Genomic DNA, 17,500 nt, shown 5'->3' with positions numbered 1-17,500 from the left:
GTCTGTCCCAAAACTCAAAACGATCACACCGATCCCCAGAGATTCTGATAAAATCGAATGGTTTTGGGACGGACTCTAAGGTGTAAACTTCGAAATTCTCTTTTCTGTTTATTATAATATTTGAAATATAAGTTTTTCGCAATCGAGCAAGTCCATGTATTAAAAGAAGCAACCCTAGAATCAAACTTAAAGAAAAAAGTAAACGCCTTTAGAAATGTTTCTTGAGTTAGATCTTCCTCGATCACTGGAAATCTTTAAAAGAAAACGATATACTGTTTTGTAATTTTCCTCATATAAAATTGAAAAAGAACTTCTCTTTAATTTCCCAATTTCAATTGTTCCAACAATATCGAAACTTGTCTCAAAAACTAGAATGCGGAAACTTTCACTTCAAGTGATTGAAAATAAACGTGCAATTGTAATATTGTTTTAACCTTTGAAACGCGGGAGTCCCACATTTCATTTTGACGGAAAAATGAATATGTAAAAGAAATTTCTTACGCCGAACTCATGTTAAAAAACGATCCGGGATTATTTAAAAAAGCCTCAATATCTTTCTCCGATGATCGGACCACCTACGACTTGCATCATCCTTTCTTTAGTTAATATTAAGTCTTCTCGGTTATCAGTCGCCATTTCACCGGGGCCGTCCAGATAGATCGCACCTTTCGGACAAGCTTCCTCACACATGCCGCAAAAAATACATCGCAGTAAATCGATCTCGAATTTTTTCGCGTATTTGTCTTCGGGATGAAGATGTTGAATTTCAGGAGTCACTTCCCCCGCTTCGATATAAATTGCGTCGGCAGGACAAATCCACATACAACAAAAGCAACTCGTACATCGTTCGCGACCTTGCTCATCCCGTTTCATTGTATGCATTCCGCGGAAACGCGTGGAATATTTCCTTTTTTTCTCCGGATATTCGATCGTGACCGTTCTTCTTAAAATCGCCGCTTTGACAAAATGTTTGAGTGTGATCCAAAGTCCTTTGCCGATGGAATAAAAATAAAATTTTTCATACCAGGAAAGTTTATGAAGACTTGCTACACGTACTACGTTAACGGTTCCCAACGCCAACCTCCTTAGGAGAAGAGGAAGAGGCAGATTCTTTGACCATTTCCGCCAACTTCTGGAAAACAGAACCGGAATTTAATAAACCTTTAGGCGGTTCCATCGCTTTTTGAAAACGTTGATTTAGCCCGTTCTTATTCGTAAAAGAGCCCGATTGCTCCGCGAATGTCTGAATTGGAATTCCAAATGCAACTTCACTAATCTCCTGAGTTAGATTAGTCTCCAATAATACAACAGTCGCATTGGAAAAAATAGAAGGTAAAAACTCTTTTATATTCTCCTTAATTATAAAGACCAAATCGACTTCCCCCGATTCGATGGCCTTGCGAACCGTGCCGATTCCCTGAGAAAAAACAAAACCGGAATCTACGGCACCTCTCGTATTCGGTCTTAAATCCGTAGTCATCAAAAAGTCTTTCTGTTCGGGGACCTTGTATTGAACCTCGTTAATTCTCACTTCTAGAATAACCGATTTTCCAAAAGACTCCACACTTTGTAGAATTGTTTTCAAATTCTCGTTCGACTCGGTTGCCCCGCCTAGAATCGCTATCTTTTTTGCATTTAGAATCTTTTCCGCAATTGCAGACAATACAACCGCGCTTTCCGAAATATTTCCATCCTGATAATAAGCGAATAATCGATTTTCATTCAACCAATCAATATCAAAACGTCCTGCATCGCAAAGAAAGTACATGTCTTTTTCCTCGTCGATTCGAGGCATGTATCGATACATTTTGTTATCTCTTACGTTTGTTGTGATGTTACAACCAGTACTGCAGCCGTGGCAGATCGACTCTGCATTTTTATACCACCATACTCTCGATTTAAATAAGGTCTTATTGTTAAGAAGTGCCCCCGTCGGACAAAGATCCGCAAGCGCGCCTTGAAAGTTATGTCGAATAGGTTCGCTTTTTGCAAGACCGATGATGGAATGATATCCTCTTTCAAAAAGACCTAGATTAGACTCCCCTACTATTTCTTCTTCGAAACGGACACAACGATAACAAACGATACAACGATTATGATTGATGATCAGATTAGTACCGATCTCTTCCTGAGGAACATTCCTTTTTTCTAATGTAAACCTGGAATTACTGTTTCCTTCCTGGAAGGCATTGTCTTGAAGTTGGCATTCTCCAGCTTTATCGCAAACGGGACAATCCAACGGATGATTGGCTAAAAGAAACTCCATCGTTCCTTCCCTCGCCTCTTTGATACGATCGTTTTTTGTGAAAATGGAAAGACCTTCCGTCACCTTTGTATTGCAAGCCACTTGAAGTCTAGGGACTCCTTCGATTTCGATCAGACACATTCTACACATGCCCACAATGGAAAGTTTAGGGTGATAACAGAAGAAAGGAATATCGACCCCGACATCTTTAGCCGCCGATATGAGGTTCTTTTTCTCATCCACCTCATATTCGATTCCGTCGATCTTGATTTTTACCATGGAATCATCCTTTTGATCGTGCCCGATACCGGGAAACAATTCTATAGAAACGTACTATTCTCATTCTGGCAACCCGTTTCTAAAAAGTTATTCGTTTGTCACTTCTTCCTAGGTTCTATTTTAAATTTATCGGATTCTTTCCATACGAATTGATTCCCATATCAATTTTAGATTTTAGAACCTGCTTTGGATCGCCTTAGGCGTTTTTGGATGAAAGTTTTAAAACATCCACATCCATTTTGAGACTGATTCTTAAAGCTCTAAGTCTTTGTAATAATCGGGAACGCGGGCCCATTTTTGAAACCATTGAGGATTGATCGCACGTTGATAAAGATACGCGTCCACAAGTACCAAATTAACTACAGCTTCAATAATAGGGACAGCCCTTGGAAGAACACAAGGATCATGACGGCCTTTGGCTTCTAGAGTGGTCTCCTCTCCTTTAAGATTTATCGTATTCTGTTTTTTAAAAATCGTGGAGGTCGGTTTAAAAGCGGCACGAATTACTAGTTCTTCTCCATTTGAAATGCCACCTTGTAATCCTCCAGAATTGTTCGTTCTCGTCCTGACTTTTCCGGTTCCTTCTTCCACATAAAATTCATCGTTATGCGAGCTTCCAGTCAAAAGAGTTCCCGAAAATCCGGAACCAACCTCAAATCCCTTACACGCAGGAATAGAAAGAACAGCCTTTGCAAGGTCTCCGTCTAATTTATCGTAAACAGGATCTCCTAATCCGGGAGGAAGATTATAGGACACACATTTGATTGTTCCTCCGACACTATCCCCTGTTTCTTTCATTTTGAGAATTAAAGAACGCATTTGATCCGCACTTGCGGCGTCCGGACAACGAACTTCGTTTTGATCCACTTCTTCTCTTGATTTCGGATACTGTTCACCGATGGTAGATTGAATCGTTCCGATCGAATCTACCCATGCAACGGTTTCAATTCCAAGATCGTCTTTGAGGATCATTCTTGCAATAGCGGCAGCCGCAACCCGACCGATTGTTTCCCTAACGGAAGAACGACCTCCTCCCACATGGGCACGGAAACCATATTTCATTTGATATGTATAATCCGCATGAGAAGGTCTGTATGTGGTTCTTAGATTTTCATAATCTTTAGAGTTCGTGTTTTGATTTTCCACGACTAGAGCAATCGGGGATCCGATCGTTTTATCTTCAAAAACTCCGGAAACCACACGAACCGTGTCGGTTTCATCTCGAGGAGTCGTAAGATTACTCTGGCCCGGTCTTCTTCGATTTAAGTCTTTTTGGATTTCTTCCAAACGAATGGGAATTCCCGCAGGAACTCCTTCAATAATAACCCCCACAGATTTTCCGTGAGATTCTCCAAACGTACCGACTTTAAAAATTTTTCCCCAACTAGAAGGCATAGATACCAAGAAAATAAGGTAAAGTCCAGGGATAAAGCGAGTTTCTAAAAGAAAGCTTTGGTTTTGTCAGGCCACGGAACGAGGAGCTGTTCCTCTAAAATTTTGATCGACTTTCTCATAAAGATTCGGTTCCAATTCTGGATCGATGATGTAAATAACCCTTCTCGGGTCCATACTGTTATTCAAATCGAAAACCGCTTTTCTTTTATCCTGACGGAAAGAATACGGATCATAACCTTGAATTTTGATCTTCCCCTTACTCGTAATCACTGGCCGGATTGTCCCGATTCTTTCTAAAATCGGTCTTGTTTGATGTCTGAAAATTTCTTTGATAACGCAGGTTTCAAAGTGCACTTTTTTTTGAGAATCCATCGAAACGACTATGACATAGTCACCCGGATTAAGAACGCTGCGATTATCGCAAAGACTCAAAGCCATTAGATCGAAAAAATCTCGAACAATCTTTTCGTTGTAAGAAAAGAAACTATTGTTCAAAATCAGTTTCATCGAAACAACGGCGTCGTATGCAGGACGCCATTCCTGATTCGAACTGAGGGAAGCGAATTCCCCGGAGATCGAGATAATTCCAGGATCTTCGTCCGTGTAAATATTGCTTAGAATATAATGAATCTGTTTCTGAATGTCTTTAATCAGAACTTGTTTTGATTTATCGTCTTTATACTTTTGAAGATACTCGGTCAATTTCCGAATAATCATATTTGTCGAAGGATAATTATTATTCAGACCTTCTCCACGGAAAGTTCTATGACTATTGAGTACCGCCGATTTGACTTCCGAATTGACTCCACTTAAATTTCCAATCATAAGATAACTGATGATTGGATGGTTTTTGATATAGTCAAATTCCTCTGGACGAAGATCGATATGATTCGGAAGTTTCATCCTAGATTTACCGACATCCACCATAAAGGAAGCAAGCATAACGTTTAGTTGTTTCATTTTTTGAATTTCGTTATCGTTTTTACTAAGAGCTTTCATCCCTCTTAATTTCATCGCCATGGCAATGACTGTACGTTTGGTCATCATCTCAGAAGCCGTTCTGAGACCGGCCTGTCCCATCACTTCAATCACGTTTACAAGTCCCAGTTCCATATCCGAACTTGCCTTAAAGTCGGCGAGAATATCGTCGATACCTTTTTGAACCAAACGGATATGATTGTTGGTCAACGGAAAGTGTTTAAGTTCCTCCAAAAGACCAGAAGCTTCCTTAGCAAGGGCTATCGCAAGATTTGGATTTACGAGTTTGGTAAAGGAAACTTCTCTTCCGTGAACCGCATCCGGATTTTTCGGTTTGATAAATTTATCTTTTTCCGAAATAAGAAAATAAATCCCCTGACTTTCAAATTTTTGAAGCCTTGTAACGTCTTCTTCGGATGCATCCGATTTTTTGTGGATTAAGATTTGGCCGTTTTTATTATAAAAATCGACCGGTACTTCACTCTGACTGATAAAACTCTTGATAACGTCAGAATTAAATTCGAATTTTTCCAAAAGTTCCTTATTAACCGAATGTGAGTTATGATTCATATTAGAATTCATTTTATCAAATACCTTTAGTTCCGTTTCGAAAGAGGTCTGTGTATCCTTTCACAATTCCTACTCAGGAAGAATACAGAATCGGACTGGAAAAAAATTATTTATGAAACGTACATTTTAACTAAAAGCCGCAAGAATTCAAAAAATTATTTCCTAAAATCATAGAAGATTTTTATAAAACGAACCGTAAGAAATTAAGTCCGTTCTTTCGTTTAGAAACCGGCTTTACGATCTTGAAACGATTTGAAAACATTCGTCGTAGTTTTATTCGAGAACATAAAATTCAGCGCCGGAATTCTGTCCTCGTTTTAAAATTCATAGTATTCTATTCCGTAATGACTGATAAAACGGCACATTACTGATTTCTATATAATAAAGTTCCCACCAAGATTTTGCTTTTAAACAAGATTTGCATTAAAATTGACGGTATACCTTTATACAGGGATCGTTAGTCCTTAAAGAGACCGAAAAGAGTCTATATATGAAATGATTGTTGAACTTTTTAAGAAATCATGTCATAGCTCCCATGAATTACGTCTCATTTTGGCTGCTTATCGTCTTTGAAATTATTTTTTCAAAGAATGGATGTGTGAGTTACTACATTTTAGGAATAGATCTGCAAAATTCAGGTTTGTAAGGGTTTCTACATTTTGCTTTTTGAATAAAGATTGACTTTCATAAAATGAGCTTCTTACATCAAATTCACGTTAAATAATGTCGGGGATTATACTACTCGGACGTATGAAAATGATACTAAAAATTAGCGAACAATTTTGTAAGAAGGTGGAAGTTTTCAAGAATTACGCTAACACTGAATTGTTAGCTTTTTTAAAGAAGATCACATATTCTAACTTTTGAAATAAGCTTATTATAATATCACTTTTATGCGCTCGGGTAGTAAAAAAATTTTATCAATGTAACCGAATTTTACCCGAAAGAATAAAATCTACGCGAATCTTCTTGAAACGTTTGGCAGCTTCGATAAAAGAAAAACTTAGAATTTTAGAAATACTTAATGTACAAAACTTCCCTGATTAAAAGAACCTTTATAAGATAAATCTTTAATTAAACGATGATCACAAAACTGTAATTTCGTGTAAAAATCTGATAGGGCAGTTCGTTATCCTTGGTTTGAATTTTAGAGCCTGCCTTAAAAACCTTTAAAGAATCAGTTACAATGATTCAGTAAGTTCGTAATAAAATATGAAAGTTACCACAAATTACGGTCCCTTTGGTAGTTTACGAGCTTCCAAGCATATTTTATAACCGTTAAGTTCTCGTCGAGGTTCCTATATTCCGAGGTTTTGGGACAGACTCTAAATACTTTCTTTGGGAATTTCACCAGTTTGTTTAGTTAATTCTTCGTAAAGATGAGCATCCATATTTGGATCTAGAACATACACAATCCTTCTCGGATCTTGATTTTTCTCAAGATTGTAAATCGCTCTCCTTCGATCGAGTTTTAACGAAGAAATATCAAATCCGGAAATCCTTAGTTTTCCCATATTACTGAAATTTGGTCGGATAGTTCCGATCCTTTCCAACATAGGACGAATCTGAGTTTTATACATCTCCCGAATGATACAAACTTCAAAAAACACTTTCTGATTGGAATCCTGTGTAACTACAATTACAAAATCTCCTTCTTGAATAAAGGGTTGATTATTACACAAGGAAAGACCGATGTGATCATAAAAATCCCTCAGAGTCCTTTCATTATATGCAAAAAAACTATTATTCAAAATCAACTTCATCGCAACCAAAGGCTCAAACGGTTCTCTCCATTCCTGTCTTGTGGTTAGGGAAGCAAACTCTCCCGCAATGGAAATAACTCCAATATCTTCTATGGGAAGGTTATTGGTGAGAATATTCCGTATCTGTTTTTGGATATCTCCGACTAAAACGGCCTTCATCGGATCATCCTTATATTTTTCCTTATAAAGATTGAGCTTATGAACAAGAACTTTCGGTTGAGGGTAATTATTGTTCATGCCTTCGCCTTTGTGAGGACGGTGGTGATTGAGAACCAGGGTTTTGATGTTATCATCTAAATCTGGAAGGTTAGCCACCATAAGATAACTGATAATCGGGTGATTTTTGATGTACTCGAATTCTTCCGTCTTCAGATCCTTTTGCACCGGAATTTTCATCTGAGTATAACCCACATCCGCAAGATAAGAAGACATCATCAAGTTCATCTGATCCAACTTCTTCTGTTCCATATCCACTTTGGTAAAAACCTTTCCCGCTCTTACCTTCATCGCCATGGAGATCACGGTACGTTTCGTGAGTATCTCGGAATCCATTGGAACCCCGGCATTACTCATAACTTCAATGATATTGACTAACCCGTTTTCCATATCGGGCGTAGATTTAAAGTCTTCTAATATTCCGTCGATAGATTTATTAAGATGTCTTACCTGATTTCCGTGAAGAGGAAATTTTTTCAATTCGGATAAAAAGCCTGAGGCATTTCTCGCAAGTTCGACGGTTAGGTCAGCGTTAACTAACTTAGCAAAACTTACTTCCCGACCATTTACGGTATCCGATCCGGAACCTTGTTTTCCACCGGCAATTTTTTCAAATTCGGATTTTAGAAAGTAGATCCCCTGGTTTTCAAACCTTAGTAATTTTGTAATGTCCTCTCCGTCAGCATTTTCTTTTTTATGAATGAGAATTTGCCCGTTTCTGTTGTAGAAATCAACCGGAATGACGCTATTAATTTTAAAGTGTTGAATGATCTCTTCTGTAAAATCGAATTTCTGTAAGTCTTTTTGGGCGTCCATGAGAATAATCTTAAATAGTGAATTTACTTTTTGAATACAGTGACACTAGTTAACGTATATTAAATAGCGGCTCAAGAATTCCATTGTTAATCCATGAAAAGGCGGGAATAAACTGTTTGCACTGAATATTTTTTATAAGAGACGAAAAAAAATTATTTTATCGATTATTTCCAGGAAGAATTTAAACTGATCTCAAGTATATTCCGGCTTACGCGATCTTCTAATGACGAACCAGCAAACCCTCTTCCTCTTTTTGTATCGGAAAGTATAAATGTATCTTGAGCCCGATTTCCGGTCCGATCCGTCCGAATCGTCGCGGAATGAATGTTAATCCCGTTTTCTTTGAGCACTCCAGTAATAAAATAAAGGAGACCCTTTCTATCCGGAGCTTCGAGGATAAATTTAGTTTTAGTTCCCAATTCTATATCTTCGAATTCCAACTTGGAATCGGGGCCGAGATGATAAGTATTTCTAAGATCGACCTCGCTTGAATGATGAATAATTTCTTCCAAAGCGAAATCGTCGGTAAATACGGAAGACATTAAAACCCCCAATTTAGAAGCCTTGATTTTAGAATCTGTTTCATCTGATTTTAATGTAAAAATATCGTAGCTATAAAACTGGCCTTCCTCTTCTATCGTCTTGATGTCGCCGGAAACGATTTCCCAGCCCATAAAAAACATGGCTTTCACCATTTTATGAAGAGTACCGGGAGCAGTTTCGGAAGTTTTTAGAGTAACCGTATAGAATCCATCGTTCTCTTTATAGTGAAAATGAATCATCCTATAGACCTGGTTACAAAGATAATTGTGCGTTTCAAAAAAAACGACTCTTTTCTGGACGTATTCTGTCTCTTATTCGGTGAAAAATTCTTGCCTCAGGGTTTCGAAGGAAAACAGTCAAAGTAGAGTGGAAATGAGAGATATTTGCCAAAAATAAAAGGAACGACATTTCCCAAAACGGTATGAAAAGACCTCTTGAATACAACCCGGACCTCATCCAAAAATCGGAACATCTACCGCTGGAAAAGGAAAAAGGCTCCGCTAAAAAATGGAAAGCCCTGAATCCGAAAAAGGAAAAACCGAATTCGGAAACGGAAGGTGCACCAGGTCTTTTGATTTTCGGATTATTCCGATTCGCCAAAAAATATAAGGGAAGAATTTCCGTCATAATTGGGCTTCTCTGCTTCGAAATCGGATTTTATGCGAGTATCCCTTTTAGCTTTAAATATTTAATCGACGAAGCCCTCATTAACCGAAATCAAAATGCACTTTATTGGATCGGAGCCTATCTTGCAATTGGAACGATTACTTTTACAATTCTTGGAACCGTAAGGGACTATCTTTATAACTGGGCTTCCGCAAGAATTATCCAAGATCTTCGATTGCAGATGTACGAACATTTAGATCGATTGAATTTGGATTTTTTTTCCAACAATAAGTTAGGGGATATTCTTTCCAGGTTTTTCAACGATCTTGCAGCATTAGAACACGCTCTTCTAGCATTTATTCCTTGGGGACTCGGCCCTCTTTTAGAGGCAATTTTTGGGACTATTCTACTTTTTTTATTGGATTGGAAGCTTGCTTTGATCGCATTGCTTATCTGGCCAATCAGTTTTTTAGGGCCTGGCTTTTTATCTAGAAAGTCCACGGAAATCAGCTACACAAGAAAATTAGAAGAAGCTCAAGTACTCAGTTTGGTGGAAGAATCCATTTCCGCACAAAACTTGATCCGGGCTTACGATCTAAGCGATTATTTTTTCAACAGATTCAAGAACAACTGTGAAAAACTGTTTCAAGTTTCTCTTCGACTCGGGCTGACGAACTCCTATTTGGAACGTTCCGCAGGTTCAGGAATTCTACTCCTTCAAGGAGTCCTCTTACTTGTGGGAACTATATTCGCATATCATAATGCGCTTAGTATCGGAACTTTAGCGGCTTTTTTACCTCCGTTTTTAAATTTAAGTTATTCCTTATTGTACCTTTCCCAATATTTACCTGCACTGAATCACGCGAGTGGATCGGCAAAACGGATCTTAGAATTATTACGTGCTCCCGTATTCGAATCAGATCCGGAAGAATCTTCGATCCCAGAATTGAAAGAGGCGATCCACTTCGAGAACGTTCATTTCCGATACAAGGGAAGATCAAAAAATCTAAGCGATATCACTCTCACCATTCCCAAAGGAAGTTATACTGCCATCGTAGGAGGTTCGGGAGTTGGTAAAAGCACTTTCATCAAGCTTCTCCTAGGAATGGTGCAACCTAATGAAGGAAAAATTCTTTTTGACGGTATGAATCTAAATTCCCTATCCAGAAGTTCAGTTCGATCCCTAATAGGTGTGGTATTTCAAGAAACCTTTCTTTTCAACACTACCATCTTTGAAAACATTCGTATCGGTAAACCAAGCGCTACTCTGGAAGAAGCGATTGAAGCGGCCAAAAAAGCTGAAATACATGAGATGGTTCTCTCGTTACCTATGGGCTACGAAACAAACGCGGGAGATAGAGGAACCAAACTTTCCGGCGGAGAAAGACAAAGAATCGCGATAGCAAGAGCATTTTTAAGAAATCCTCAGATTCTTCTTTTGGACGAAGCGACTTCTTCCTTAGACCCGGTGACGGAAGCAAGAATTATGAAAACCCTTTCTTTGCTAAGAGAAGGAAGAACGGTAATCTCGGTTACTCATAGACTTTCCACAATCCGAGAAGCGGATCAAGTTTTTCAAATGCGCAATGGAAAACTGGAAAGATTTTCCGTTCCGGAACCCGAACAGCAGGCCATGGTCTTGTAGGAATTTCTTTTCTTACTTGCAATTTTTTTCCCAGCTAAATTACATTCTTTCCAATGCTCTTAGTACCCACATACATCGCTGATTCTCCGATCGGCGGTTTCGGTCTTTTTGCCGGCCGAGAAATTCAAAAAGGCGAATTGATTTGGAAATACCATCCTAAGACGGTCTGGGTTTTAACCGATCAAGAACTGAATTCCCTTCCTCTATCCGTTCAAGAAATGTTTCGCACTTATTCCTATCAAACCGCCGGAAAGTGGTTCTACTGTTCGGATAATTCCAAATTTATGAATCACAGTGACGATCCAAATACGAAAGAAGACTTTACGAGCGATCAAACAAACCCAATGGGACAAGATATTGCAACGAGATTGATTCTAAAAGGAGAAGAACTCACATGCAATTATAAACTTTTCGACGATAATTGGAAAATAAAACTCGGTTTAATTTTTTGACGCTTTTATTTGTTCTTTGAGTTGAATTGCAGCAAGAGCATAACCTCCGTCCGCCGAATCCACAAAATGGACTTCTCTCACGGAACCCTCGTGTAAAGCGCAAGTCATCAAAGCCCTATCGGAAACGTGATATCCGTAAAAGAGTTTTCCTTGTTTATAAAGGTCGTCCAAAAATTTGAGAAACGATTCTCTGGAATCGGAATCACAAGCAACGACCATCTTTAATGTTCCATCGTATTTCCTAAAATCGGAAGCAAGTACTTGAGATTTTCTTAATTCTCGTAATTCCATTCCGTTCACTTTCGGACCAAACTTCCACTGTGTATTGATGGCAAGGTTGAGCGTAATCCCTTCGATTTTGATCTTGAACATTCTTAAAAAATGAAAAATTCCTTTTCTGCTTCCAGAGTGAACTGTTGCTTCTTTACGAAAATATTTTCCAGATAGATCCACTTTGATTTTTTCTTCTTTAAGAGGATGAATTTCAACATCGTTCCCCAGGAGAACGCCAACCTGATCCAAGACAATTTTCAACAATTCTTGATCAGAAGCGACGCTCGAAGAATTCATCTTAATGATAAACGAAACCGTTTCTCCCCGATGGCTTGGAATATCCTGCCAACGACAAGTAAAACCTGTAAAATCCGGTTTAATCTTAGCTTTATGAGTCAAAGGGATAATATAAGGATTCGTCAAATCGTCACTCTTAATGAGATTTTCCGCCATATCTAAAGCGTTTCCCGTTAAGATCGCCTGATTGTAAAATTCGGAAATTTTTAATTTACAAAGTTTTAATTCTTTACCGCTTTTTTTCAACTCCCCTATGTTTACGATTCCAACTCTAAGCTTCAAGCCGAAGTTACTTTTCACCGATTCTCGAATCGAAAATAAGATATCTTTCGCTGCGGAAAGAACACTGTCCGGAAGCAACAATGTCATGCCGTCTCCTCCGAATAAAAACGGATAATCCATATCCCCCATGAGGTTGGAGACAGCCATCGCCGTGATACCACCCGCAATGTTTACGTCCTTATAATGCCCATTTCGAATTGCATCCGTCGAGTTCACTACATCCGTGATGATTATATTCCAATCGTCCGGAACGGTAAAATAATTGGAAGGTTCTATAATCTCCGTAAAAGAGGAAAGTGCTGGCAGATATTTATAAAAATTCTGAGTATTCAACGTTGATTGTCGATCGATGGTTTGAATCATCTTATTTCACCTAATAATAGTTATATTTTATTCCCAAAAAGAATTTTAAAAACTCCCTTATATTGAAAAAACTTTACATTTTTAGAAATCAATCTGAATCGAATTCAAAAATTTCGAAACAAATAGATGCTATACTTGGAAGTTCTTGAAATTTTTACACGTATTTTTCTTAACTTACCCTAAAACCCAAAATTGGAAACCAAGAACCACCACACTTTCATGTATTGTTAAATTCAGTCAAGGTTCTCCAAATCCAACATACTGCTTTTCAGAGGTCGAAAAATTAAGACAAAATGGCGCCCCTTCTGGGCTTGAAAACCGTGGGTTAGATGCAAGCATTTACCACAAAACAAGAAAACCAACAGAAGGAACGTAATGAAAAGAAAAGTATATGTAGGAATGGATGTCCACAAAGAAACGATTAGAATTGCGTGTTTAACGAACAATACAAAGGAAATAGTAAAAGAACAGCAGATAAAACATAATGAGGTTCAGATCAAAAAGTTCGTCAATAAACTAAAATCAGAATGGAACGAGATACATAGTTGTTACGAGGCGGGAGTAACCGGTTATCCACTTTACAGAAATCTAAAGTCTTTGGGAGTGAATTGTATCCTTGTAGCGCCAGGAAAGATACCAAGACAAAGTTCGGATAAGATCAAAACCGATAAAAGAGATGCGATCAAATTAGCAAAATTATTGCGAAGTGGAGAATTAGAATCGATTCATGTACCGAGTGAAGAGGACGAAGCGGTAAGGGATTATTTGAGATCCCGTGACAGCCTTCGTTTGGATTTAGGAAGGAATCGTCAAAGGTTAATGAAATTCTTATTAAGAAAGGGTATAACTTACTCAGCAACAAAGTATTGGACAGTCAGTCATAACAAATGGTTGAACAATCTACAGTTTAACAACGAGATCCTTCAAGAGACGTTTAACGACTATTATAGTCGAGTAAGAGTTCAAGAAGAGAATTTAAAAGCGATGGATAAGAGGATACAAGAGATAGCGGAAAGTGAACCGTATCGAGAGAAAGTGGGAGTATTAAGATGTTTCCGAGGAGTGGATTATCTAACCGCAATGTTTTTACTTTGTGAGGTTTGTGACTTCAAACGATTCAAAACGAGGGTGGAGGGTGTCAGCGTTCCTGTGTAAATGACATATCTTAAAACGAATCGAACTTCAACCGATCGCCGAAAATAATCGAAAATTGATTCATTGCTTTTCCCCAATCTTGAATAGGCATGGTCCATTTTTTAGACATATTATTCAAAGCTAAATAAAGAAGCTTGATAGCCGCTTCATCGGTAGGAAACGAACCCCGATTCTTGATAATTTTTCTTAAACCCATATTCATAGATTCGATGGCGTTTGTGGTGTAAATCGCCTTACGAATATTAGGTGGATAAGCCAAAAAAGGAATCACCGATTCCCAATTGTTTCTCCAGGACTTGCTGATCATCGGATATTGACTGTCCCATTTGGTTGAAAAATCATCAAGGCTTTTCTTAGCAATCTCTGCCGACGGAGATTTGTAGATAGCCTTTAAATCAATCATCAACTCTTTCTTCTGTTTGTAAGAAACCCATTTCAAAGAATTCCTTACCATATGAACGATACAAAGTTGAACTTGTGCATTAGGAAAAACTGATATGATCGTATCCGGAAATCCCTTTAACCCGTCGACACAAGAATTAAGATATCTTCAACTCCGCGATTCTTTAAATCGGTTAAGATCTGAAGCCAGAACTTCGCTCCTTCAGTGCGTTCTACCCAGATCCCAAGAATCTCTTTTGTTCCCTGTAAATTGATTCCTAAAGCCAAATAGAAGGATTTGTTCACTACGTGGTTACCATCTCTCACCTTTACGACTAACGCGTCCATGATGAGAATCGGATATACTTTATCCAAAGAACGATTCTGCCACTCGATCACCGTTTCCAGTACCGAATCGGTTACTTGAGAAATTAGATCCGATGAAACCTCAACTTGATAAATTTCTTGGAGATGTTCGGAAATTTCGCGAGTTGTCATTCCGCGTGAATACATCGAAATGATTTTGTCATCGAAGCCGGTAAAACGTGTCTGACCTTTTTGTATGATCTGAGGTTCGAAACTGCCGTTTCTGTCTCGAGGTATTTCCAAATCGATTGTTCCAAAATCTCCTTTGAGCTTTTTGTTACTTTTGCCATTCCGAGAATTTCCTGTGTTATTGCCCAACGAGGAATTCTTCTCATATCCAAGGTGATGCGTCATCTCACCTTGCATCGCTCGCTCTATCAGTGATTTCGTTAGTTGCTTTAAGAGGCCTTCATTTCCCAGTAGATCTTCAGGACTCTTATCTTTGATTAATTCATCGAGTAGCTCTTCAGCTCGATTTTTGGGTTTGCTCATATTGGGTTTATCCTTGTTACTTTTTGGTTATTCACAAGTCATTTACACAATCGACACGACACCCTCGACTTTAAAGTCGTTACTGACTAAATGCAGTAGTTTCTAAAATTTTGAGACGGATTCTAAGTAGTATCACTTGATTTCTTTCACACTCTAAGTCTCTTACAAAAGAAACTTTGAAATAAAATGAAAGAATCAGATCACTATTTTCCTACGAACTTATGACTTGACCCAAAATCAATAATCAATAATCAATAATCAATAATCAATAATCAATAATCAATTTTGAGATCCTTAATCTTTTTATCCAAAGTATTTCGATTAATCCCTAAAAATTTGGCGACTCTAGTCTTGGTATACTTGAACTTTTTCATCGCATACTTAATCAGGCGGGCTTCCACCTCACCTATTATAACTTCAATTGCTCTTCCATCAAGAGCGTCCAAATGAGAGGAAGAAAATCGGGAATTGGCTATTTCCAAGGATGTTTCCGAATCACCCATTTCAAGATCGAAATCTTCGTTTCCGTAGAGAAGACGTCCATTGATCTCGGAGAAATCTTGGATATCCAACATTTCTAATTGTGAAAGAACAACCGCACGTTCGATAACATTTTCAAGTTCTCGGACATTTCCAGGCCAGTTGTAATTCATCAAAAGCTTATGTGCTTCTCTTGTAACCCCCGTGATTTTTTTACCGTTTTCTTCTGCATACTTCGCGATAAAGTGATTGATCAAAAGAGGAATATCGTCCGCTCTTTCACGAAGAGGTGGAGTATGCATATTTACGACATTGAGTCTATAAAAAAGGTCCGGTCTGAATTTTTTTTCCGAGATTAGTTTTTCCAAATCGGCGTTAGTCGCAGCGATAATCCTCACGTCGATCTTCTTCGGTTTTATAGAACCGACCGCTTCGATCTCTTTTTCCTGAAGAACTCTCAAAAGCTTAGATTGCAAATTGAGATCCATCTCACCGATCTCATCAAGAAAAATAGTTCCTGTATCGGCCATTTCGAATTTTCCTTTTTTATCCGAAACCGCCCCGGTAAAAGAACCTTTCTTGTGACCAAAAAGTTCGCTTTCTAGTAAATTTTCCGGAATCGCCGCACAATTGATTTTAATAAACGGCTTATCTGCACGGGACGAATTATAATGAATCGCGGACGCGATCATTTCTTTACCAGTTCCGGATTCTCCCGTAATTAAAACGGAAGCTCTTGAATCCGAAACGAGATGAATCATCTCGAAAAGTTTTTCCATCGGCTTGGACTTTCCTATCAAAGAGCCAAACTTATATTTATTTTTTAATTCTCTTTTAAGGAGAACGTTTTCTCTTGAGATCTCTCTTTTTTCCTCGTCAATAAGTTTTTGAATTCGAATTGCTTGGTAGATTACGGAAGCGACTACTTGCAGAAAGTCTAAATAAGTTTTTAGGTCAATATATTTTTTATGGACAAAATAAACGCTCACGACCCCTAAAACACCCGTATCGGATTTGATTGGGGCCGCAAGAAAACTAACGTTTTCTGGGTTATTTTTAAAATGAGCGGCGTTGCCCACTCGATTTAAAAAATTTTCGTCGTTTGCGATCGATTCCACGATGACAGGCTCGCCCGTTTCAAAAACTTTTCCGGTAACTCCCTCTCCAGGAAGATAAACCCCTTTTTCCATTTCTTCGGCGGTTAAACCGGAAGCTGCTTCGAGTTTCAAAATCGCTTTTTCAGCTTCGAAAAGAACGATACTTCCACGCTCTAAGTTTAAGGATTTTTCTAAACGATCCATGATGTCTTCGAAAATTTCCTGAAGAACCAATGTGGAAGTAACGGTTCTAGAAATATCGATTAACACCTGTTGTATTTTATTCTTTTGTTCGAGCTGTCTGAAAATTTGTAGGTTCTTAAAAATCTGTGCGGCTTGATTGGCAAGAGTCGAGATAATTTCTAGGTGCTCATCATTAAAAGCACCTTTCCGACTGGAATCCAGAGAAATAACACCGATTACTACGTCCTCGACGATCATAGGAACCGCCAACTCCGACATAATATCGTCCTTTATGGAAATATAATGCGGATTAGCCGTAACGTCGCTAACGATCATCCCTTCACCGGATGCAGCTACAATTCCGGTAATGCCTTCTCCAACCTTTAATTTAACCTTGGTTCTAACAGAAGGATTCATGCCCCGAAATGTCACGATATCCAAAACGTTCTCTTTTTCATTGATCAACATCAAAGAACCAGAACCGACTTCGCAAATCTGAATGCAACGTTCTAGAATTAAGTCTAGAAGTTTATCCGGATCCAAAGTAGAATTCATGGCAGTTGCAACTTCTTGTATAGATCTTAAAGGACTTGGCTTTACATATCCTGACATGCTTAAAATTT

10 protein-coding genes and 3 pseudogenes are annotated in these 17,500 nt (G+C 38.4%); 3 read left to right on the top strand and 10 right to left on the bottom strand.

Translation table 11 applies throughout. The annotated features are described in order from the left end of the window. Positions 1-77: 77 nt before the first annotated feature. From LEP1GSC190_RS00690 to LEP1GSC190_RS00660, 7 genes and pseudogenes are all read right to left on the bottom strand, one after another. Positions 78-330, bottom strand: a pseudogene (locus LEP1GSC190_RS00690) (RNA polymerase sigma factor); the annotation flags it as partial. Positions 331-546: 216 nt separating this feature from the next. Next, positions 547-1,074, bottom strand: a complete 528-nt coding sequence (locus tag LEP1GSC190_RS00685) for a NuoI/complex I 23 kDa subunit family protein (protein WP_002763100.1) — start codon at positions 1,072-1,074, stop codon at positions 547-549. Further along, on the bottom strand, positions 1,061-2,524 hold the full coding sequence (locus LEP1GSC190_RS00680; protein WP_004279796.1) for an NADH-quinone oxidoreductase subunit G: 1,464 nt from the start codon (positions 2,522-2,524) through the stop codon (positions 1,061-1,063). The genes LEP1GSC190_RS00685 and LEP1GSC190_RS00680 overlap by 14 nt, the downstream gene beginning before the upstream one ends. A gap of 252 nt (positions 2,525-2,776) precedes the next feature. Then, entirely contained in the window at positions 2,777-3,919 is a 1,143-nt protein-coding gene (gene aroC / locus LEP1GSC190_RS00675; RefSeq protein WP_002763042.1) for a chorismate synthase, read from the bottom strand. Positions 3,920-3,985: 66 nt separating this feature from the next. Beyond that, the gene (locus LEP1GSC190_RS00670) at positions 3,986-5,479 is read right to left on the bottom strand and encodes an HD-GYP domain-containing protein (RefSeq protein ID WP_002763204.1); all 1,494 of its coding nucleotides are present in this window, start codon (positions 5,477-5,479) and stop codon (positions 3,986-3,988) included. Between the two features lie 1,313 nt (positions 5,480-6,792). Then, on the bottom strand, positions 6,793-8,262 hold the full coding sequence (locus LEP1GSC190_RS00665) for an HD-GYP domain-containing protein (RefSeq protein ID WP_002763134.1): 1,470 nt from the start codon (positions 8,260-8,262) through the stop codon (positions 6,793-6,795). A gap of 164 nt (positions 8,263-8,426) precedes the next feature. Then, positions 8,427-9,044: an ACT domain-containing protein gene (locus LEP1GSC190_RS00660; protein ID WP_002763095.1), complete on the bottom strand. Its 618-nt coding sequence runs from the start codon at positions 9,042-9,044 to the stop codon at positions 8,427-8,429. Positions 9,045-9,226: 182 nt separating this feature from the next. Between LEP1GSC190_RS00660 and LEP1GSC190_RS00655 the strand changes: the two genes are divergently transcribed. Both LEP1GSC190_RS00655 and LEP1GSC190_RS00650 read left to right on the top strand, forming a co-directional pair. Then, positions 9,227-11,056: an ABC transporter ATP-binding protein gene (locus tag LEP1GSC190_RS00655; protein ID WP_002763193.1), complete on the top strand. Its 1,830-nt coding sequence runs from the start codon at positions 9,227-9,229 to the stop codon at positions 11,054-11,056. Between the two features lie 53 nt (positions 11,057-11,109). Then, complete coding sequence (locus tag LEP1GSC190_RS00650; protein WP_004279840.1) at positions 11,110-11,508, top strand: SET domain-containing protein; 399 nt, start codon at positions 11,110-11,112, stop codon at positions 11,506-11,508. Here the strand turns inward: LEP1GSC190_RS00650 and LEP1GSC190_RS00645 are convergent. Continuing rightward, on the bottom strand, positions 11,497-12,723 hold the full coding sequence (locus LEP1GSC190_RS00645) for a DUF3095 domain-containing protein (RefSeq protein WP_004279768.1): 1,227 nt from the start codon (positions 12,721-12,723) through the stop codon (positions 11,497-11,499). The genes LEP1GSC190_RS00650 and LEP1GSC190_RS00645 overlap by 12 nt on opposite strands. A 375-nt stretch (positions 12,724-13,098) precedes the next feature. Here LEP1GSC190_RS00645 and LEP1GSC190_RS00635 point away from each other — a divergent pair. Continuing rightward, positions 13,099-13,848, top strand: a pseudogene (locus tag LEP1GSC190_RS00635) (IS110 family RNA-guided transposase); the annotation flags it as partial. Positions 13,849-13,888: 40 nt separating this feature from the next. On the opposite strand, the pseudogene LEP1GSC190_RS00630 reads toward LEP1GSC190_RS00635, so the two are convergent. Then, a pseudogene (locus tag LEP1GSC190_RS00630) lies at positions 13,889-15,117 on the bottom strand (IS256 family transposase). 272 nt (positions 15,118-15,389) lie between these two features. Continuing rightward, a complete protein-coding gene (locus LEP1GSC190_RS00625) occupies positions 15,390-17,432 on the bottom strand; it encodes a sigma-54-dependent Fis family transcriptional regulator (RefSeq protein WP_002763480.1) in 2,043 nt (680 codons plus the stop codon). Positions 17,433-17,500: the final 68 nt, after the last annotated feature.

Source organism: Leptospira mayottensis 200901116 (assembly GCF_000306675.2).
Classification (GTDB): Bacteria; Spirochaetota; Leptospiria; order Leptospirales; family Leptospiraceae; genus Leptospira; species Leptospira mayottensis.
The sequence above is the reverse complement of the archived record's forward strand: the minus strand, read 5'-3'. Positions and strand labels throughout refer to the sequence as shown.